Source organism: Acinetobacter sp. TW_SC_4, assembly GCF_054861205.1.
The window spans coordinates 222,160-243,512 of sequence record NZ_CM142174.1 but is presented as its reverse complement, the minus strand read 5'-3'; the positions used below and the strand labels follow the sequence as shown (position 1 = coordinate 243,512).

The window sequence follows — 21,353 nt, the reverse complement described above, 5'->3', positions numbered from 1 at the left end:
ACAATGAAAGCAGCTCCCACCTCTAGCAACTGGAAAAAATACTCAGTGATTGCAGTTGGGCTGCTGATTACACTTGTGGTGACGACTGTGCTTTATCTGCTGGTTTTCAAACAGCCGTCAGCGCATGCAGCAGATTATCCGATTCATGGTTTCGATGTTTCTCATCATCAGAAAGGAATAGACTGGAAGAAAATACCAAAACAGAAATATAAATTTGTCTATTTAAAATCTACAGAAGGCGGTGATTTTAAAGATACCAAGTTTCAGGAATACTGGATGCAGGCCCGCGAACAGGGCTTTCTGGTCGGTGCTTATCATTTTTACCGGCTTTGCCGCGATGGCAGTATTCAGGCTCAGAATTTTATAGAGTCTGTCCCGCGTAAAACGGATGCCCTGCCTCCTGTCATGGATCTGGAATATGACAGCAAATGCATCAATCACTATTCCAAAGAGCAGCTGCTCAAGGAAATCCGGATTATGCATGATGCCTTAAAACACCATTATGGCAAGCAGCCGATCTTCTATGTGTCAAAATCTTTTTATAACATTGTGCTGGCGGGAGAGTTTGCTGACGTACCGCTCTGGGTACGTGAGTACCAAGGTTTGCCAGATTTAAAGGATCAGCCTAAATGGACCTTCTGGCAGCATACCAGTCAGGGCGAAATTCCCGGCATTGCCCGTACTGTGGATCTGAATGTGTTTTATGGCTCGGAGCAGGACTGGATCAAATTTTTACAGCAGAACAGTATTCCCACCCAAGATTAGCCCAAGCCTCCGGCCAAGAAATAAACCCTATTTCTCCCTAATTCAACCATGAAATGGATATTGAATCCTTTAGGCAGGATATGCTTCATATTGAATAATGCTTTAGCTTGTTTACTTATCAATCTGGTCTCTTCCCAATCCAACTAAAGCCACTTAAGATACTGGATATGCGCAAAATTATTCATATCGATATGGATGCTTTCTACGCCTCGGTCGAGCTGCGTGAACGTCCGGAGCTGAAAACTTTGCCTGTGGTGATTGCCTCACATCATCCCCGGGCAGTAGTGGCGGCTGCCTCCTATCCGGCCCGCGAGTTCGGACTGCGTTCTGCCATGCCGATGACTCAAGCACGTAAGCTCTGTCCTCAGGTCATCGTGATTGAACCGGATTTTGCCAAATACCGTCAGGTTTCTAGTCAGATTCACCAAATTTTTCAAATTTATACTAAGGTCATCGAACCGCTTTCACTAGATGAAGCTTATCTGGATGTCACCGAAAATTTACAGCAGATTCCGAGTGCCACTGAAGTAGCAATGTGCATTCGTAAAGATATTTTTCAAACTACTGGACTAACCGCTTCTGCCGGCGTGGCCCCGAATAAATTTCTCGCAAAGATTGCCTCCGACTGGCATAAACCGAATGGAATCTGTGTTATTAAACCTTCACAAGTACAGCGTTTTATTCAGGATCTTCCTCTGAAGAAAATTCCCGGTGTAGGCAAAGTCACTCAAGAAAAACTAAAAAGTTTGAATCTGGAAACCTTGGGAGATTTACAGCAGATTGAAGAAGCAATCCTGATTCAATATTTTGGCAAATATGGACGGCGTCTTTTTCTTTATGCTCAAGGCATTGATGATCGGCCAGTCGAAGCTGAACGGGAACGCCAGCAGATTTCCAAGGAAACGACTTTCGATGATGATCTGTATTTACCGCAATGCCAACCTTACTGGCAGCCATTAATTGCCCAGCTCTGGCAGAGTCTGGAAAAAAAGCAGCTTTCTGCCCGCGGAGTTACTGTGAAGCTGAGAATGAAAAATTTTCAGACCATGCAGCATAGTAAAAGCTTCAGCCAGCTGCTGCGTAGCCCGCAAGAACTGGAGCAGGCTTTACACTTATTGCTTCAAGAGATGCATATTACTCCTCAACTGCAATTTCGGCTGATTGGACTTGGCGTTTATCAGCTCGCTGCACATGAAACAGAAACACAATTGCTGCTGCTTTAGGCCTATTTTGTACAAGTATTAGACGTTAGTTTAAAAATACGGCAACTTTGTTTTTACATTTTGAATTTTTGGAGTACTCTATCTGCGCAATGCATTATCCATGTATGTGCTGAGATGCTGAAAATCACCTTTACTTTCAGCATACTGTCCTGTGATTGGCGTGACGATCAAATCCGAATATTACAGGGCAACTCTGATGTATCTCATGGAATCCCTCCCTGCATGTCCTCTGTAAATTCTTCTGTTATTCAAGAACAGCGCGCGCGTAAAGCGGCGTTATCCAGTTTTGTTGGTGCTGTTGTCGATTGGTATGATTTTCTCCTTTACGGCATTGTTGCAGCCTTAATTTTTAAAGACCAGTTTTTCCCAAGTATTGGGGCCAATATGGGCACCTTGGCGGCACTAGCGACCTTTGGTGTTGGCTTTCTGTTTCGCCCTCTAGGCGGTGTGGTATTTGGTCATTTCGGCGACAAGCTCGGCCGCAAGAAAATGCTGGTTCTGACTGTCGTCTTGATGGGGATTTCCACCGTCGGGATTGGTTTTTTACCTAATTTCGAAGCTATTGGCTGGTGGGCACCGGTTTTACTGGTGACCCTGCGTGCCATTCAAGGCTTTGCAGTCGGGGGTGAATGGGGTGGTGCTGCCCTGATGGCGGTGGAAAATGCCCCTAAAGGCAAAAAAGCCTTTTATAGCAGTGGCGTTCAGGTCGGCTATGGCGTAGGTCTGGTACTGGCAACGGGCGCAGTATCCCTTATTATTGCTACACTGGGTGAAAAGGCTTTTGCTGAATGGGCGTGGCGTATTCCATTTATTGCCAGTATCGTGCTGATCGGAATTGCGATGTGGATTCGCCGTGATCAGGATGAATCCCAAGAATTCGTAGAGAAAGTGATTAAGGCGGATCATCATCCAGAAAAGCTGCCGATCTTGCAGGCAATCAGCAAACATCCGAAAGCCTTCTTTTATATTATTGCCTTACGTTTGACCGAACTGTTGACCATGTATCTGGTCACCAACTTTGCCCTGAACTATTCCACCAACAACTTGGGCATGGAAAAACAGTTCTTCCTGAATATCACCTTGATGGTTGGTGCGATTAGCTGTTTCAGTATTCCTTTCTTTGCCTGGCTCTCCGATAAAATTCAGCATAAAACTATGTGTGTCTGGGGTGGCCTGATCGGTGCACTGTCTGCCTTTCCGTTCTTTATGGCACTGGATGCACAAAATACCTGGATGATTATTGTTGGCGCCATTCTACTGGCCAATGTCGCGCATGACATGGTGGTCAGCGTGCATCAACCGATTTTTACCTCGCTATTTGGTACGGAATACCGCTATAGCGGTGCCGGAGTCGGTTATCAGGTCGCCAGTATTATTGGCGGTGGTTTTACCCCAATGATTGCAGCCTCCTTAGTGATTTGGGGTGATGGTTCATGGCATTATGTAGCCATCTATCTTGCGATAGGCTGCCTATTGACTGCATTAGTCGCAGCCTTGATGCCAAAAACCAAGGATTAAGCTGATGTCTGTTCAACGTTTGCATGTTTCACAACGCTTTTCTGAGATCGCCATTGCCGGCAATCTGGTTCATCTTGCCGGCCAGCTGGCGACAGATCTGGATCTGGATATCAAAGGTCAAACCCAGCAGACACTGGATATTATCGATCAGTTCCTGGCGGATGCCGGTACCGATAAAAGCCAGATCATGTCTGTGACGATTTATCTCAAAGATATTGAAAAAGATTATGTAGCGTTTAATGAAGTCTGGGATGCCTGGGTATCGGATATTCAAGCCCTGCCCCGCACCTGTGTCGAAGCTAAACTGTATGATCCACGCGTGTTAGTGGAACTGACTGTCGTAGCCGTCAAAACTGAATAGACTTCTATTCAGGCCTAATTGCTACTCATCTAAAATAGAAAAAAGTATGCACTTGGCATACTTTTTTCATTTAGGTTCTATCAGCTTAATGCTTTGACTTTACGTCGTTCCAGATCTGAATAGAGATGATATTTTTTAAGATCATTCACAGCAGTAAATCTCTGGTCTTTACTGGAATGCTCCTGCTCACGCAGGAAATCTCCTCGTAACTGATAATATTCCGGTACATCTTCATAGCGAATGACCCGATAACCGGCCATAGTCAACAAGGCATCCTGAAATTGTGCCTGCTGTGGACGTTTTAAAATCACCGGATCATCGACGGCTACAATGGCAACAATCTGGTATTGCTGATCCAGAATCACAAAATCTGCAATCATATCACGATACTTGTGCCGGGTACGGCCAAATTTAGTAGTAAGTAGTGCGTCATAAGAAACATGGGCCAGTACAATATAATCTGGCAACACTTCTTTCAGGCGTGTAAACGTCAGTTGTTCATTTGGATTAAAAATAGCGCGCTGTTTTAAGGCACTGTCTTGCGGTTTAGGGCTATTTCTTAGCTGCTTCCATGCCATGAGCACGACACAGAACACCAAGAAACTCCCTATAATCATATAGGTGGTCATGACTCAATCCTTGCATTCTTATAATCATTCTTGTTTTATTGTTATCCAGTATAAACCCATACTATTTTTAAAATTGCCCTGCTACCATTCTGTGTAGAGACCAATACAATTCGTAGCAAAACTTGATTGCCGGTTACTTAAAAACCGCTTTTTGCTATTTCAATAGAAATTAGGGTTAAATCCTTATACGCGACTGTAAAATAGTCTCCTGATAGATCGCAATATAAATCGGTTGAACTGTAAGACAATTCCGACAAAGTGTTATTTTTATATCATTTTTCAAAAATTTAAATCGACTAAAAATAAAATATTTTACATTTTAATTGAGAACCCGAAAGCTGCATCAATAAAGTCTGACCATAAAAAAAGACACCGAAGTGTCTTTTTTATCAGCTTAATCAAGCACGTGATTTTGGCTTTGATTTTCCTTTCGGTTTAGGGCCACCGAATGGCTTTTTCGCATCACCGGTTTCACGCGGTGGCAGACCGGTATGCTGGGTCAGAATCTGGCCTTTTTTTGGACGATTATTCTGAGCTTGGCCTCTATTACTTGGGTTACCGGTACGTTTCTGTGAATCGCCCGCAACCGTCGAGTTCTTCTTACGTGCAGACTGGTATTGCCCATCTGTACCTGCAGGTTGATAGGTTGGAATCAGATGTTGCTTCGAGTTACCAATCAAGTCCTGACGCCCCATTTCCTTCAAGGCTTCACGTAATAAAGGCCAGTTGTTTGGATCATGGTAACGCAAGAAAGCTTTATGCAGGCGACGACGCTTTTCACCTTTCACGATGTCCACATCTTCAGTATAACGCGCGACTTTCGCCAGCGGGTTTTTACCGGTGTAGTACATGGTGGTTGCAGTCGCCATCGGTGACGGATAGAAGGTTTGTACCTGATCGGCACGGAAACCATTCTTTTTCAACCAGATCGCCAAATTCATCATGTCGTAATCGGTGGTACCCGGATGCGCCGCGATGAAGTAAGGAATCAGATACTGTTCCTTACCGGCTTCCTTACTGAAACGATCAAACATCTGCTTGAAGCGGTCATACGTCCCGATCCCCGGTTTCATCATCTTCGATAATGGACCTTTCTCTGTATGCTCTGGCGCAATCTTCAGATAACCGCCGACGTGATGGGTGACCAACTCTCTAACATATTCCGGGTTCAGTACAGCTAGGTCATAACGTAGACCTGAGCCGATCAGAATCTTTTTAATACCCGGTAAAGCACGTGCCTTACGATACAACTGAGTCAACGGTGCATGGTCGGTATGCAGGTTTTGACACACGCCCGGGAATACACATGAAGGTTTACGACAGTTCTTCTCAATCTCAGGATCTTTACATGCCAAACGGTACATGTTGGCTGTTGGGCCACCTAAATCCGAGATAATGCCAGTAAAGCCGGGTGCGGTATCACGAATTTTTTCTACTTCACGCAGGATTGATTCTTCAGAACGGTTCTGGATGATACGGCCTTCATGCTCGGTGATCGAACAGAAAGTACAGCCACCGAAACAGCCACGCATGATGTTCACCGAGAACTTGATCATGTCAAAGGCCGGAAAGCGTGCATTACCATAGGATGGATGCGGCAGACGTGCATAAGGCAGGTCGAACACATAATCCATTTCTTCGGTAGTTAATGGAATCGGTGGTGGATTGATCCACACATCACGTTCACCATGTTTTTGTACCAGTGCACGCGCGTTCCCTGGGTTAGTTTCCAGATGCAGAATACGGTTCGCATGCGCATACAGCACAGGATCATTCGCGACTTCTTCAAAAGAAGGCAAACGAATCACTGCTAATTCACGTGGTGGTAATTTATGTTTAATCGCTTTAGATGCCGGTTGTAGCTGCACGATTTGCGTATCTGGGTCCAGGTTATCCCCTTCACGCACGATTGGATTCGCTACGATTTCTTTCTGGAAATTCTGATATTGGCTTAAGCTGTTGCCTTTATCTTTTTCGATTTCACAACCATCAATATCTTCGCTCATTACATACGGGTTGATGATCGGATCGACACGGCCAATGGTATCGACATCATTGGATGCGATTTCGACAAACTGGGCTTTTGCTGCACGATTATGTTTATTAATAATAAATGCGGTACCACGAACATCGGTAATCTGATGAATCTTTTCACCCTTGGCCAGACGATGCATAATTTCAATGATCGAGCGTTCGCCATTACCGTACATCAACAGATCCGCTTTAGAATCCATCAGAATCGAACGACGAACTTTATCTGACCAATAGTCATAATGCGCGATACGACGCAATGAACCTTCAATCCCTCCAAGCAATACCGGCACATCCGGGAAGGCTTCACGACAACGTTGGCAATAGACGGTTGCTGCGCGGTCTGGACGTTTATTCGGCTGGTTATCTGGAGAATAGGCATCATCTGAACGGATCTTACGATCCGCCGTATAACGGTTAATCATCGAGTCCATATTACCGGCAGACACACCCCAGGCAATATTTGGCTTACCAAGTACACGGAAGGCTTCTACATTGGTCCAGTCTGGCTGGGCAATAATCCCGACGCGGAAACCTTGTGCTTCGAGCACACGTCCAATGATCCCGGTCACAAATGACGGATGGTCAATATAGGCATCACCGCAGACAAAAATAAAATCACAACTGTCCCAACCGAGTTGGTCCATTTCCTCGCGTGACATCGGCAAAAAAGGCGCGGGTTCAAAACATGACGCCCAATATTTGTCGTAATCAAACAACGCTTTAGGCGCAGTCTGAGCGGTATAAGCAGTAGACATGGCTAGCAATTCTCGGCTGGCAGATGGAAGATCAGGAAAGTGATCAAAGATGAAAGCCGAGTATTTTAGCATGAATTCGGCTCATGTTGCTTGATTATAATTTATACAAAAACAGCATTAAGACCTTAATCAGGAATATATGCTTATTCTGGTTTTGAATGAACAGTTGCAGGTTTTAAATACTGTGCCATCCATAAACCCAATCCTAAAATAATAGCGATAAATACACTTAGTCCTAACCATCCGGCATTTTCCCAGACTAGTCCACTCGAACTTCCAAGTAAGCTTGAACCGAGGTAGTAACAGAACAAATAAAGGGACGAACCTACCGCACGATACTGTAAGGATTGCACCGATACCCAGCTACTGGCAGTTGAATGAGCCGCAAAAAAGGAAAAGGTAAAAATCAGCAAACCAATAAAAACCAAAGCCAAGTTATCAATCAACATTAAGGCTAAGCCGAACAGCATGGTACAAAGCATGGCGGCAAGCACCTTATAACGTCCAAACTTTCTGCTCCAAGCTGCGGCTCGTGGAGAGCTATAAATTCCGGCCAGATAAGTAATCGAAATCAACCCTATCCAGACATGAGACAGTTCAAACGGCACTTGAATCAAACGATAACTCAGATAGTTAAATACCGAGACAAAGCCCCCCATCAGAATAAAGCCCTGTAAAAACAGAATTCTTAATTTAGGATCACTCAGATTCTGCTGAAATGCTCTGATAAAACGGCTGAATTGTATTGGATAAGCTTTAAAATGCCTGGACTTCGGTAATAGAAAATAAAAAGTTGTCGCGATACATAGATTTAGCAATCCAATAATCAAAGTCGCGGATTGCCAGGAAATAAAATCCACCAATGTTCCAGCAATCAATCGACCACTCATACCACCAATCGCAGTTCCAGAAATATAGAGTCCCATGGCAAAACCAACATCTTTCGCGGCAACTTCTTCCCCAATATAGGTCATCGCCACTGCGGCCACGCCACTTACGGTTAGACCTATTAATACTCGGGTAGCTAGAAATACTGACCAAACTGGCCATACAGCACTCAGTAACAACAATATTGAAACTGAAAATAAAGACCAAACCATAATCGGCTTACGGCCAAAACGGTCAGAAATGAGTCCAGTAAAAATAAGACCAACAGCTAATGCAATGGTAGAAAATGAAAGTGGAAAACTGCTTTGCGTAGGAGAGATATGAAAATAGTCTGCCAGAATCGGCATCATCGGCTGTACGCAATATAACGATGAAAAAATCGCAAATCCAGCCAGAAACAAGGAAAACAAGACCGCTTTAAAGACAGATGAACCATATTCAATATGGCTTGAAGATGAGTTTGAGGACATATCAGCTCCTTAGACCGGTTCAGTATACGCCTCTCAAGTTTATTTTTATGTGATGTTTCAGTTGAAATAGCACATAAATAACATTTATTTGATTAAATCCTTCCCATAAAAAAAACACCCCCTGCCAAATGACAGGGGGTGTTTAGAATAATGAGCTGGCGATGACTTACTCTCACATGGGAGACCCCACACTACCATCAGCGCTAAGAGGTTTCACTTCTGAGTTCGGGAAGGGATCAGGTGGTTCACTCTTGCTATGGTCGCCAGCACAACTGTTTATGGATACTTGCTTTGGTCTTATGTCTCACTTTTCAGTGTATGCCAATGCTTTTTCCAAATGAGTTATTAACAGAATATCTGAGTTCTTGCGAGTAGAACTAAGCAGTGCTTAATTATACTCTCATTTGTTCGATTAGCTTAACTAAATCAAGTTTTCGTCTGATCGTTAGATCAATATGAAATCAATTGACGCTTTATATACAACTGCTTGGGTGTTGTATAGTCAAGCCTCACGAGCAATTAGTATTGGTCAGCTTCACATATCGCTATGCTTCCACATCCAACCTATCAACGTCGTAGTCTTCAACGGCTCTTTAGGAGACATAAAGTCTCGGGGAAATCTTATCTTGAGGTAGGCTTCCCGCTTAGATGCTTTCAGCGGTTATCCCTTCCGAACATAGCTACCCGGCGATGCGACTGGCGTCACAACCGGTACACCAGAGGTTCGTCCACTCTGGTCCTCTCGTACTAGGAGCAGATCCTCTCAAATTTCCAGCGCCCACGGTAGATAGGGACCGAACTGTCTCACGACGTTCTAAACCCAGCTCGCGTACCTCTTTAAATGGCGAACAGCCATACCCTTGGGACCTGCTTCAGCCCCAGGATGAGATGAGCCGACATCGAGGTGCCAAACACCGCCGTCGATATGAACTCTTGGGCGGTATCAGCCTGTTATCCCCAGAGTACCTTTTATCCGTTGAGCGATGGCCCTTCCATACAGAACCACCGGATCACTAAGACCTACTTTCGTACCTGCTCGACTTGTGGGTCTCGCAGTTAAGCGCGCTTTTGCCTTTATACTCTACGCGTGATTTCCGACCACGCTGAGCGCACCTTCGTACTCCTCCGTTACTCTTTAGGAGGAGACCGCCCCAGTCAAACTACCCACCAGACATGGTCCTCGCTCCCGATCAGGGAGCAGAGTTAGAACCTCAATATTACCAGGGTGGTATTTCAAGGACGGCTCCATGGCAACTAGCGTCACCACTTCAAAGCCTCCCACCTATCCTACACAAGTAAGATCAAAGTTCAATGTCAAGCTGCAGTAAAGGTTCACGGGGTCTTTCCGTCTAGCCGCGGGTACACCGCATCTTCACGGCGAATTCGATTTCACTGAGCCTCTGCTGGAGACAGCGCCGCCATCATTATGCCATTCGTGCAGGTCGGAACTTACCCGACAAGGAATTTCGCTACCTTAGGACCGTTATAGTTACGGCCGCCGTTTACTGGGGCTTCGATCAAGAGCTTCGCTTACGCTAACCCCATCAATTAACCTTCCAGCACCGGGCAGGCATCACACCCTATACGTCCACTTTCGTGTTTGCAGAGTGCTATGTTTTTAATAAACAGTTGCAGCGGCCTGGTTTCTGAGGCTGCCAACAGCTCAAGGAGCAAGTCCTATCACCGCCGGCAGCGTACCTTCTCCCGAAGTTACGGTACCATTTTGCCTAGTTCCTTCAGCAGAGTTCTCTCAAGCGCTTTGGTCTACTCGACCTGACCACCTGTGTCGGTTTCGGGTACGATTCCAGTGTAACTGAAGCTTAGAGACTTTTCCTGGAAGTATGGTATCAGCCACTTCACCAGTAAACTGGCTTGCTATCAACTCTCAGCATAGAGCACCCCGGATTTGCCTAAGATGCATGCCTACTGTCTTCCACCTGGACAACCAACGCCAGGCTGACTTAACCTTCTCCGTCCTCTCATCGCATTACACTGAAGTATTGGAATATTAACCAATTTCCCATCGACTACGCCTCTCGGCCTCGCCTTAGGGGTCGACTCACCCAGCCCCGATTAACGTTGGACTGGAACCCTTGGTCTTTCAGCGAACGGGTTTTTCACCCGTTTTGTCGTTACTCACGTCAGCATTCGCACTTCTGATACCTCCAGCAGACTTCTCAATCCACCTTCATCGGCTTACAGAACGCTCCCCTACCACTTGCAATAAATTGCAAATCCGCAGCTTCGGTACATAGTTTTAGCCCCGTTACATCTTCCGCGCAGGCCGACTCGACTAGTGAGCTATTACGCTTTCTTTAAAGGGTGGCTGCTTCTAAGCCAACCTCCTAGCTGTCTATGCCTTCCCACATCGTTTCCCACTTAACTATGATTTAGGGACCTTAGCTGGCGGTCTGGATTGTTTTCCTCTTGACTACGGACGTTAGCACCCGCAGTCTGTCTCCCGGATAGTACTCATTGGTATTCGGAGTTTGCATCGGTTTGGTAAGTCGGGATGACCCCCTAGCCGAAACAGTGCTCTACCCCCAATGGTATTCGTCCGAGGCGCTACCTAAATAGCTTTCGGGGAGAACCAGCTATCACCGAGTTTGATTAGCCTTTCACCCCTATCCACAAGTCATCCCCTGGCTTTTCAACGACAGTGGGTTCGGTCCTCCAGTTAGTGTTACCCAACCTTCAACCTGCTCATGGATAGATCACCCGGTTTCGGGTCTATACCCAGCAACTATACGCCCTATTAAGACTCGATTTCTCTACGGCTCCCCTATTCGGTTAACCTCGCTACTGAATATAAGTCGCTGACCCATTATACAAAAGGTACGCAGTCACCACACAAAGTGGCTCCCACTGCTTGTATGCATGCGGTTTCAGGATCTATTTCACTCCCCTCACAGGGGTTCTTTTCGCCTTTCCCTCACGGTACTGGTTCACTATCGGTCAGTCAGGAGTATTTAGCCTTAGAGGATGGTCCCCCTATATTCAGACAAGGTTTCACGTGCCTCGCCCTACTCGACATCATCATATCAGCCCTTTCGTGTACAGGACTATCACCCACTATGGTTGCACTTCCCAGAGCATTCCACTAAAACTGATATGACTTAATGGGCTGTTCCCCTTTCGCTCGCCGCTACTGAGGGAATCTCAATTGATTTCTTTTCCTACGGATACTGAGATGTTTCACTTCTCCGCGTTCGCCTCATAAACCTATGTATTCAGTTTATGATACCGACCTTATAGCCGGTGGGTTTCCCCATTCAGACATCTCCGGATCACAGGATATTTGCCGCCTCCCCGGAGCTTTTCGCAGGCTATCACGTCTTTCTTCGCCTCTGACTGCCAAGGCATCCACCACATGCACTTAATTACTTGACTATACAACCCCAAACAGTCGTTACACCTACAAGTCAGTGTAGCAACGTAGTTGTTTGCGATCTTGTGAACTTAATCACTGTACAGCTTCAATTAGATTCATATACCAAAACGCTTGATTCAGTTAATTTCGCTAGTTCTCATTCAATCACTTCAACAATCAATCTTGCGATCTCTTGTTTCCGCTCTTGTATGAGTATGAACAAATTATTTCAACTCAAATATATTCTGTTAATGATTTAATGCATCCTCGTCGGACTGCATTACTGTGATAAATCACAGAGCTTAATAACAATGCCGCGTATTATACGCCGCTTTCTTACTAAGCTCTATAAGCTATCAAACCGTTTGCTTAATGTTTAACTCATTGCATCGCAATGAGTGGTGGAGACTAGGAGAGTCGAACTCCTGACCTCCTGCGTGCAAAGCAGGCGCTCTACCAACTAAGCTAAGTCCCCAGCTTATCAATAAGTCAATGTCTCTGATTTCTTCACTCTGCAATTGCTTGCTTGTCGTTAGTGGTGGGTCTGACAAGACTTGAACTTGTGACCCCACGCTTATCAAGCGTGTGCTCTAACCAACTGAGCTACAGACCCTCAGATACATCGTCATGAAGAACAACTTGTTGTGGATTCTTACCAATCGTCAATCTTTCGTTAAGGAGGTGATCCAGCCGCAGGTTCCCCTACGGCTACCTTGTTACGACTTCACCCCAGTCATCGGCCACACCGTGGTAACCGCCCTCTTTGCAGTTAGGCTAGCTACTTCTGGTGCAACAAACTCCCATGGTGTGACGGGCGGTGTGTACAAGGCCCGGGAACGTATTCACCGCGGCATTCTGATCCGCGATTACTAGCGATTCCGACTTCACGCAGTCGAGTTGCAGACTGCGATCCGGACTACGATCGGCTTTTTGAGATTAGCATCTGCTCGCGCAGTAGCAACCCTTTGTACCGACCATTGTAGCACGTGTGTAGCCCTGGCCGTAAGGGCCATGATGACTTGACGTCGTCCCCGCCTTCCTCCAGTTTGTCACTGGCAGTATCCTTAAAGTTCCCACCCAAAGTGCTGGCAAATAAGGAAAAGGGTTGCGCTCGTTGCGGGACTTAACCCAACATCTCACGACACGAGCTGACGACAGCCATGCAGCACCTGTATCAGAGTTCCCGAAGGCACCAATCCATCTCTGGAAAGTTCTCTGTATGTCAAGGCCAGGTAAGGTTCTTCGCGTTGCATCGAATTAAACCACATGCTCCACCGCTTGTGCGGGCCCCCGTCAATTCATTTGAGTTTTAGTCTTGCGACCGTACTCCCCAGGCGGTCTACTTATCGCGTTAGCTGCGCCACTAAAGCCTCAAGGGCCCCAACGGCTAGTAGACATCGTTTACGGCATGGACTACCAGGGTATCTAATCCTGTTTGCTCCCCATGCTTTCGCACCTCAGTGTCAGTATTAGGCCAGATGGCTGCCTTCGCCATCGGTATTCCTCCAGATCTCTACGCATTTCACCGCTACACCTGGAATTCTACCATCCTCTCCCATACTCTAGCTAACCAGTATCGAATGCAATTCCCAAGTTAAGCTCGGGGATTTCACATTTGACTTAATTAGCCACCTACGCGCGCTTTACGCCCAGTAAATCCGATTAACGCTTGCACCCTCTGTATTACCGCGGCTGCTGGCACAGAGTTAGCCGGTGCTTATTCTGCGAGTAACGTCCACTTATCCCAGGTATTAACCAGGTAAGCCTCCTCCTCGCTTAAAGTGCTTTACAACCAAAAGGCCTTCTTCACACACGCGGCATGGCTGGATCAGGGTTCCCCCCATTGTCCAATATTCCCCACTGCTGCCTCCCGTAGGAGTCTGGGCCGTGTCTCAGTCCCAGTGTGGCGGATCATCCTCTCAGACCCGCTACAGATCGTCGCCTTGGTAGGCCTTTACCCCACCAACTAGCTAATCCGACTTAGGCTCATCTATTAGCGCAAGGTCCGAAGATCCCCTGCTTTCTCCCGTAGGACGTATGCGGTATTAGCGTCCCTTTCGGAACGTTGTCCCCCACTAATAGGCAGATTCCTAAGCATTACTCACCCGTCCGCCGCTAGGAATCAGGTGCAAGCACCCTATCCCCGCTCGACTTGCATGTGTTAAGCCTGCCGCCAGCGTTCAATCTGAGCCATGATCAAACTCTTCAGTTAAAATCATTTCGAGTTTTATAAGTAAAACTCTTAAACTTGGCTCATCAATTTCCTGACTTAAATTTCGCTCAAATAAACTTCGAGTAATTCAAACCAATCAATCAATGAAAATAATTTCGATCAATCAACCAGTAAAAATCCACACAAGTTGTTCTTCATAATCTCTTAATGATCTTCTTACTACTTCGTCAGTAGCAAGCTAGGTCGGCTATATTACTCTCTATCTCTAGAAAGTCAACCAGTAATGAAAATTATTTTTAACCCCCCTTTCTAAAACCCAACTTAACTATTTCATGCTAAGTTACTGTTTTATCAGAAGTTTTAATCTTCATCACCGCCGATGGATGTGCATTCTACAGCATTTCAGATGCCTTGCAACACCTTTTTTAAAACATTTGAAACGTGTGTTTATTTTATAAACCACAATATTTATAAATAACTGTTTTATATATAAAAAATATTTTAATAAAAATATTCATTATTTTATTTAGAAATTGTCAAAATAATTAAATATTTGATTATTATTAATTTTATTAAATTAAAAAAGCAAAAAGCAGAACTTTTGTCCTGCTTTTTGTACTGAATCTAATCAGATTAGAACTTCATACTGATTCTTGCCCAATAATTTCGTCCCATATTATTGAATTGTTCATTGGCCGCCAGACCGACACCTGCATTTCCCATCTTATTCAAATGCTCCGTATAGGTTTTATCTAACACATTATCAATACCCACTGATAAATCGATGTCTTCTGCTAAATTATAGGTTCCATTTAGCGATAATGTGCTAAAACCTGCGCTTTGCTGTAGATCGTATCCAACAATATTACCTTCATTCTTACTAATACGGTTTTGACCATCCACTACACGCCACAATAACCCAACATTGTATTTGTCTTGAATATAGCGCAAGTTAACTCGTGCTTCTAATGGAGAGATTTGGGGTAGCGGCATATTGTCAGTTGTATTCTCACCCCAAGCGTACATTGCACTAACATCTGCTTGAATAGCATCTGTAAAGTTATAACCAATACCTGCTTCCGCACCAGCAATAATGGCATCAACATTTCTTGAATCTACAGTATTTTGCTTAGCACTCATATGCATTGAATGCCCATGCCCACTTGATTGTGTTTGTGGATATACCATCAAAATATAATCGTTAATTAAGCCTGTATAAGCCGATACCCAAGAATTAAATGCACCGTGTTCATGCTGATAGCCTAAATCAAGCTGTAATGTTTTCTCTGTTTCTAATTTTTTGAAAGTATTTGCCGTTACACCTTTGTAATCGGTTTTAAACAATTCCCAATAATCTGGCACACGTTCTACGTAACCTAAACCGATATAAGTTTTACCATCATCATGGTTAGGGTGAGTATTTTCAAAACGGATAAATGCACTTGGCAAAAGTTCTGTGCGGCTGTGTTGAGTTTTTAAAGCATCAATTTCAACACGATCAATACGCGCACCTGATACAACACGATTGTTTCCTTCCAATTGATAAGTTAATTCACCAAAAGCACCATAAGACTGAAACTCCATATCAGCTTTTAATGGCATATCCATGCTATTCGACTTCATACCACCAGCATGTTTATTGTGTTGAGAATCAAACCCCGTAATAAGTTGAGTCTTATCCCATTCACTTGTCATAGCTAAACGAGTATTGAGTGTACGGCGTGTTACCTGCATAGACATTGGATTATCTACCATTTGATGGTTTTCATCGTGTGTCTGAGGTACTTTTCTCAAACTATAATTATCCATAATATGGTCATTAAAATTATAGTTCACTTGCGCTTCAATTTTCTTAATTACATCTGTAATATTTTTCTTCTCAACACGCAAACCTAAGCTTTCTCGTGCAAACTGTGAACCATCCATGCCACGCCCTGCATAAACAGCTTCGCCATCAGCTTTTCCGCCTGTTAACTCAATCCATGTGTTTTCATCAGGTGTCCAACCTAATGCAATATCGGTATTCCATCTTTCCCAATCTGATGGAACTTTATTGTTATCACCATCCTTATAACTATCCGATACAGATCGGCTCGCATTTAAACGAATGTATTTTTTATCATCCCCCAATGCTGCTTCAACATTATGATCTAAACGACCATAAGAGCCCATAAGTACACTAGCTTGTCCACGGTAATTTTTATCTTCTGTAAAGCTTTCAGGATTACGTTCAAAAATAACTGTTGCAGCAGAACCTGTATTGGCATATTGAACCGTTTGAGGACCTTTAATCACTGAAATACGGTCATAACTTTCTGGAGAAATATATGAAGTGGGCGAATCCATCCGGCTTGGGCAGGCACCCAAGTTTTCTGTGCCATCAGTCAGGATTTTAATGCGTGAACCGAACATGCCACGAAAGGTCACATCGCCATTGGTACCTGCTCCGCTATTGACCGAACTAAAACCTACAATACTTTGCAGATAATCTGCGCCATCGGTTGCCGGCACTGGCTGAATCGGCTGTTTCGGATCAGCACGGACAATCAGACCATTAGCATCATTACCGGCAGTTGAAGTCACCACAATCGGTGCCATGGTTTGTACTGGCATGGCTTCATTTGCCAGCACCATCGAAGAATAACAAGCAACACAAATCGCAGCCGCAAGGGGCTGTAAAGAAAATTTAGGCTGAGCCATTTTCTATCTCACTGAATACATAAATTGAACACGGCCTAAGTCAGTAAAGACCCAGGCAAAACAACGTGGATTTATGCAAACAGTGGCGGTGCCCGTCCCTGCGGGATTAAAAAGAGTCGTTGAAGGATAAACCAGACATGCTTAAAGGCTTGTTCAAAAGCCAATAGTCTGACCTGAATTCGATCCAGGACTTCTTTCACTTCAAGCTCAGGCGGCAAAACCAGGTTGCCATAGACAGTACAGTACTGACACTGATGACTAGCATCGTGTTCATGCGCCATGGAGTCCGAGGAAATAGGATGCTGATCAAGATGATGAGCAGGATGTTCAGAATGAACATGAGAGGAAACTAAAAGGGCACGCGTGATGGTTTCACAGACCGGAGCAACCTGATATTGCTTCGGCAGCAAAGGCTGTAAGAATACAGCAATCTGTAGAAATACCGCTACAAAGGAAAGTAGCAGACCTCCCCGCAGAACCATAGGCAAACCCTTAAATTTATCTAGGCTGAGTATAACAAAACCCAATCAAAATTGGGCTTGTTGAATCATAAAAACTGCTTGGGAAAATAATTTTAGCGTTTAACTGCAACTTTTTCCTTATTGCGCTGGCGAACCAGTTTTTCTACTTTTTCACGGGCACGCTGACGTTTTAATGGCGACAGATAATCCACAAAAAGCTTACCATTTAAGTGATCCATTTCATGTTGGATGCACACAGCGAGAAGTCCATCAGCCTCTTGTTCAAAGGGTTGACCATCCAGACCAATTGCCTCAATTTTTACGCGTGACGGACGCTCAACTTTATCGTATATTTGAGGAACTGATAGACAGCCCTCTTCATAAGGCTGTGTTTCTTCAGTCAATGGTGTGATTTTGGGGTTAATGAACACCATGGGTTGATCTTTGTTTTCAGACAGGTCCATCACAATCAGCTGAATATGACGATCGACTTGGGTCGCGGCGAGTCCGATGCCTGGCGCTTCATACATGGTTTCAAACATATCTGCAGCGAGCTGACGAATTTCATCAGTAACTTCTTCGACTGGTTGTGCAATGGTACGAAGACGGGGATCCGGGAAACTTAAAATAGGTAATAAGGCCATACTGCGTCCTCAATTATGCCATTGATCAAAAAACCAAATGAAGGGAATGCTTCATCAAAAAAATGTGTGTAAGATCGTTATTATAACGCAATTACGCACATAATTTTAGGAATTATGATAATGAAAAAGGTTTTGAAGGGCATGCCATTTTTTAGTGCCTTGGGGTTAAAAAATCAAATGCTCGCACTGGCAGTTTGTGTCGGAGTGAGTATGGGGACAATATATTCAGCCGAGGCAGCTCCTGCCCGCAACGTCAATCCACCTGCTTTAAAAGCCAGTGCGCCTAATGTCTACGTGGTCAAAAAAGGCGATACATTGTGGGATATTTCAAAACGTTTCTTAAAAAATCCGGTGCGTTGGCCAGAAATCTGGGCCAGTAACAAGCACGTGAAAAATCCACATTGGATTTTTCCAGGTGATCGCCTGTTGATGTGTGACTATCAAGGTCGTCCAATTATCGGTAAAGACGAAGGTGATGGCTGTGAAGGTATCATCAGTCGTTATATCGGTAGTACTTCACTACAACCACAGGTTCGCGTTGAATCTTTAAATAATACGATTCCAGTGATTCCATTAGCGCACATCCAGCAATGGCTTGAACGCTATACCATTGTGGCAGCTGATTCAGTTCAAGGCACGCCTTACATTCTCGGTACCGCAGACCAGCGCGTACTGGCAGGTAAAGGCCAGAAGGTCTATGCCCGTGGTAACGGTCTGGTGGTTGGCCAGCGTTATGCGGTGTATCGTGAAGCAGACCCTTATGTCTTTACCGATGCAAATGGCAAGAAATACACGGCTGCTCTAGAGCTGCAACAGGTTGCTTCCGGAATCGCAGTACGTGGCGAAGGTGATGTTACCACGCTGGAATTGACAGATAGCTACAATGCCGAAGTGCGTCGTGGTGACCGTGTATTACCTGAATACGATCCGATGTTGCCTACCCTGTTCTATCCAGTGAATGCAGAAAATACGGTTGCTGGTGGTCAGATTGTGCGTGTACTGGGTTCAATTGGTACAGCAGCACGTCATAGTGTCGTGACGATTGACCGTGGTACGGCACATGGGGTTCAGACTGGTCATGTCTTTAGCGTAAACCAGAAAGGTGAAGTCGTGACTGATCCGAAAACCAAAGAGCGCGTACAGCTTCCAGGTGAGCGCATTGGCAATGTGATGGTCTTTAAAACTTTTGACCAGCTGAGCTATGCTTATGTGCTGGAAAGTGAGTTACCTATCAAGGTGGGTGCCAATATTCAAGCGCCATTGTTAGATGAATAATAGATTGATCTAACTTTACAACTGAAAGAATAAGAAGACACACATATAGGTCTCGATATGCTGAACTCTTTATCACGCGTGCAACTGGAAACACTGACGTTATGGTATCTAGTTCAGCATTCTCTTTCGAGCTTCTATAAAATCAGTCAGCATTATTCAAGTCTGACCACAGCCATACGGCCTGATCAGGTGCCTACCTGGCAGGCGCTTGGCATTCATGCCAATCATGTCCAACGCTTAAAAGACTTCTCGCTTCCAGAATCACAACAGAAATTTCAGCGCTGTCTGGAAAAAGTTCAGCGAGATAGTGATTTTGTTCTACTCTACCATGATCTGCACTATCCGCAGCAACTCAGCCACTATGTAGACAAACCACCGATTATTTTTGGCCAAGGTGAGCCGGATACCCTGCTACAAGCCCAAATTGCAGTTGTGGGAAGTCGCAAGCCGAGTCCTCATGGCCGGCAAGTAGCCTATGATTTTTCTTTTTATTTGAGTGAACAGGGTTTCTATATTAATAGTGGATTAGCACAAGGCATAGATGAAGCTGCTCATCGGGCAGGATTAAAACATCAGGGAACCATTGCGGTGATGGGAACCGGACTGGATCAGACCTACCCTTCTCAACATGCACAATTGCGCCAGGAGATTATTGCGCATGGTGGTGCCGTCATTACCGAGTTTCTACCAGAAACCCCACCGTTGCAGCATCACTTTCCACGGCGTAACAGGATTGTCAGTGGCTTAAGTCTCGGGGTCATTGTGGCTGAAGCGACCTTAAAAAGCGGCTCTCTGATTACGGCCAAACTGGCTGCCGAACAAGGCAAGACTGTATTTGCCATTCCGGGACATATTTATAGTGAATATCATAAAGGTTGCCATCAGCTGATTCGTGAAGGCGCGATTCTGATTGATCATCCGCAACAGGTGATTGAAGAACTGGCACTGGCGACCCAATGGCAAGCCTTACAAAATGAAGTACAACATGACATGGCGGATGAACTTCCTGCACACATACCGCCGCATTTGCTCAGACTTTATAACCAGCTGGACTGGGTCGGACAGGACTTGGATCATCTCAGTCATCATCTGCAACAGGATGTTTCTTCTCTCACCGGTCAATTGATGGAACTGGAGCTACTTGGCTTTTGCACCCAGCAAGCCGGCATGTATCTACGTTGTCGTCCGCATAAATAAGGTTCACAATAGACATTTCTTGTTTTGATAAGGTATACACATGATCACCACCTCTGTTGCCGAAGCAGCTGAATGTCTCAAAGCTGCACAGGTCTTGGCATACCCTACAGAGGCTGTTTGGGGTTTAGGTTGCGACCCCTATAATAAACAGGCATTTCACCAGATTTTAACCTTAAAACAGCGCCCGATTGAAAAAGGCGTGATTTTACTCGCAGCTCATATTTTACAAGTGGAACATTTACTTCAGGATCTAAGTGAAGAAATGCGTGAAAAAGTAATTGAGTCCTGGAGTAATGATCGACCTACAGACCGGGCGACCACCTGGCTACTCCCTGCCAATGACGATATTCCAGGCTGGATTAAAGGCAAACACCCTAAAGTGGCAGTGCGCGTGACCACTCATCCTCTTTGTGTAGCCTTGTGTCAGGCTTTTGGCGGTTTTATTGTTTCAACCAGTGCCAATCCTGCCGGCTTAGAACCTGCACGTTCCCTGCAAGATGCCATGCGTTATTTTGGTCAGGATCTGAATTATCTGAATGGTGATCTGGGACTGAGCCAGAAACCAAGCCGGATTATTGATGCCGTAACAGGTGAAATTATTCGTGACTGAGCCTTTGCTCAGTCATTTTTCTTTTCAAGTCGACTAAAGTTTTAAGACAAAAAAAAGCTCAACCATATAGGGATGGTTGAGCATAAAAAAGGATGTGTATCAATCACATCCAGAGGGTATCGAAATCTCTGGACATTTCAGCAACAGTTGCTGATCTGCGATGGAGCGTATTATGGGCGAACAGTTTAAAAAAAACAAATATATTTTAGCTCTTAAAAAGCAGCTTAAACCTATGATTAATCAATCATTATTTTAAAAAAATTCAAATTATCTTGCTCTT

The 21,353-nt window shown here is 44.8% G+C and carries 13 protein-coding genes, 2 tRNA genes and 3 rRNA genes; 7 read left to right on the top strand and 11 right to left on the bottom strand.

All coding sequences use genetic code 11. The annotated features are described in order from the left end of the window. Positions 1-3: 3 nt before the first annotated feature. From ACWM1W_RS01115 to ACWM1W_RS01100, 4 genes are all read left to right on the top strand, one after another. Positions 4-765 carry a glycoside hydrolase family 25 protein gene (locus tag ACWM1W_RS01115; RefSeq protein WP_340810889.1) on the top strand — a complete coding sequence of 254 codons (762 nt, stop codon included), beginning with the start codon at positions 4-6 and terminating at the stop codon, positions 763-765. Positions 766-932: 167 nt separating this feature from the next. Next, the gene (gene dinB / locus ACWM1W_RS01110; protein ID WP_375726094.1) at positions 933-1,988 is read left to right on the top strand and encodes a DNA polymerase IV; all 1,056 of its coding nucleotides are present in this window, start codon (positions 933-935) and stop codon (positions 1,986-1,988) included. 222 nt (positions 1,989-2,210) lie between these two features. After that, positions 2,211-3,506: a shikimate transporter gene (gene shiA, locus ACWM1W_RS01105; RefSeq protein WP_340810885.1), complete on the top strand. Its 1,296-nt coding sequence runs from the start codon at positions 2,211-2,213 to the stop codon at positions 3,504-3,506. A gap of 4 nt (positions 3,507-3,510) precedes the next feature. Next, the gene (locus ACWM1W_RS01100) at positions 3,511-3,867 is read left to right on the top strand and encodes a RidA family protein (RefSeq protein WP_286713570.1); all 357 of its coding nucleotides are present in this window, start codon (positions 3,511-3,513) and stop codon (positions 3,865-3,867) included. Between the two features lie 80 nt (positions 3,868-3,947). Here the strand turns inward: ACWM1W_RS01100 and ACWM1W_RS01095 are convergent, their stop codons facing one another. From ACWM1W_RS01095 to def, 11 genes are all read right to left on the bottom strand, one after another. Continuing rightward, positions 3,948-4,496, bottom strand: coding sequence for a DUF2726 domain-containing protein (locus tag ACWM1W_RS01095; protein WP_340810881.1), 549 nt, complete (start codon positions 4,494-4,496; stop codon positions 3,948-3,950). Positions 4,497-4,894: 398 nt separating this feature from the next. After that, complete coding sequence (locus ACWM1W_RS01090; protein ID WP_286713574.1) at positions 4,895-7,285, bottom strand: YgiQ family radical SAM protein; 2,391 nt, start codon at positions 7,283-7,285, stop codon at positions 4,895-4,897. Between the two features lie 143 nt (positions 7,286-7,428). After that, positions 7,429-8,643: an MFS transporter gene (locus ACWM1W_RS01085; RefSeq protein WP_340810879.1), complete on the bottom strand. Its 1,215-nt coding sequence runs from the start codon at positions 8,641-8,643 to the stop codon at positions 7,429-7,431. Between the two features lie 153 nt (positions 8,644-8,796). Further along, a 5S ribosomal RNA gene (gene rrf / locus ACWM1W_RS01080) occupies positions 8,797-8,911 on the bottom strand. A gap of 230 nt (positions 8,912-9,141) precedes the next feature. Beyond that, positions 9,142-12,033, bottom strand: a 23S ribosomal RNA gene (locus ACWM1W_RS01075). 379 nt (positions 12,034-12,412) lie between these two features. After that, positions 12,413-12,488: transfer RNA gene (locus ACWM1W_RS01070), tRNA-Ala, on the bottom strand. A 61-nt stretch (positions 12,489-12,549) separates the two neighbouring features. Further along, a tRNA-Ile gene (locus tag ACWM1W_RS01065) sits at positions 12,550-12,626 on the bottom strand. Positions 12,627-12,687: 61 nt separating this feature from the next. After that, positions 12,688-14,225 (bottom strand): 16S ribosomal RNA (locus tag ACWM1W_RS01060). Together the 16S, 23S and 5S rRNA genes with 2 tRNA genes alongside form the textbook arrangement of a ribosomal RNA operon. Positions 14,226-14,819: 594 nt before the next feature. After that, a complete protein-coding gene (locus tag ACWM1W_RS01055) occupies positions 14,820-16,886 on the bottom strand; it encodes a TonB-dependent copper receptor (protein ID WP_340810678.1) in 2,067 nt (688 codons plus the stop codon). 71 nt (positions 16,887-16,957) lie between these two features. Further along, positions 16,958-17,368, bottom strand: a complete 411-nt coding sequence (locus ACWM1W_RS01050; protein ID WP_005233427.1) for a DUF2946 family protein — start codon at positions 17,366-17,368, stop codon at positions 16,958-16,960. Between the two features lie 92 nt (positions 17,369-17,460). Next, complete coding sequence (gene def / locus ACWM1W_RS01045; RefSeq protein ID WP_004780730.1) at positions 17,461-17,991, bottom strand: peptide deformylase; 531 nt, start codon at positions 17,989-17,991, stop codon at positions 17,461-17,463. Positions 17,992-18,111: 120 nt separating this feature from the next. On the opposite strand from def, the gene ACWM1W_RS01040 reads away from it, so the two are divergent. Genes ACWM1W_RS01040 through ACWM1W_RS01030 form a run of 3 tightly spaced genes read left to right on the top strand, consistent with a single transcriptional unit; the run spans position 18,112 to position 21,073 of the window. After that, entirely contained in the window at positions 18,112-19,266 is a 1,155-nt protein-coding gene (locus ACWM1W_RS01040) for a LysM peptidoglycan-binding domain-containing protein (RefSeq protein WP_005233424.1), read from the top strand. A gap of 57 nt (positions 19,267-19,323) precedes the next feature. Next, complete coding sequence (dprA, locus tag ACWM1W_RS01035; RefSeq protein ID WP_034171543.1) at positions 19,324-20,463, top strand: DNA-processing protein DprA; 1,140 nt, start codon at positions 19,324-19,326, stop codon at positions 20,461-20,463. 40 nt (positions 20,464-20,503) lie between these two features. Further along, the gene (locus ACWM1W_RS01030; protein ID WP_005233408.1) at positions 20,504-21,073 is read left to right on the top strand and encodes an L-threonylcarbamoyladenylate synthase type 1 TsaC; all 570 of its coding nucleotides are present in this window, start codon (positions 20,504-20,506) and stop codon (positions 21,071-21,073) included. The last annotated feature ends 280 nt before the right edge of the window (positions 21,074-21,353 follow it).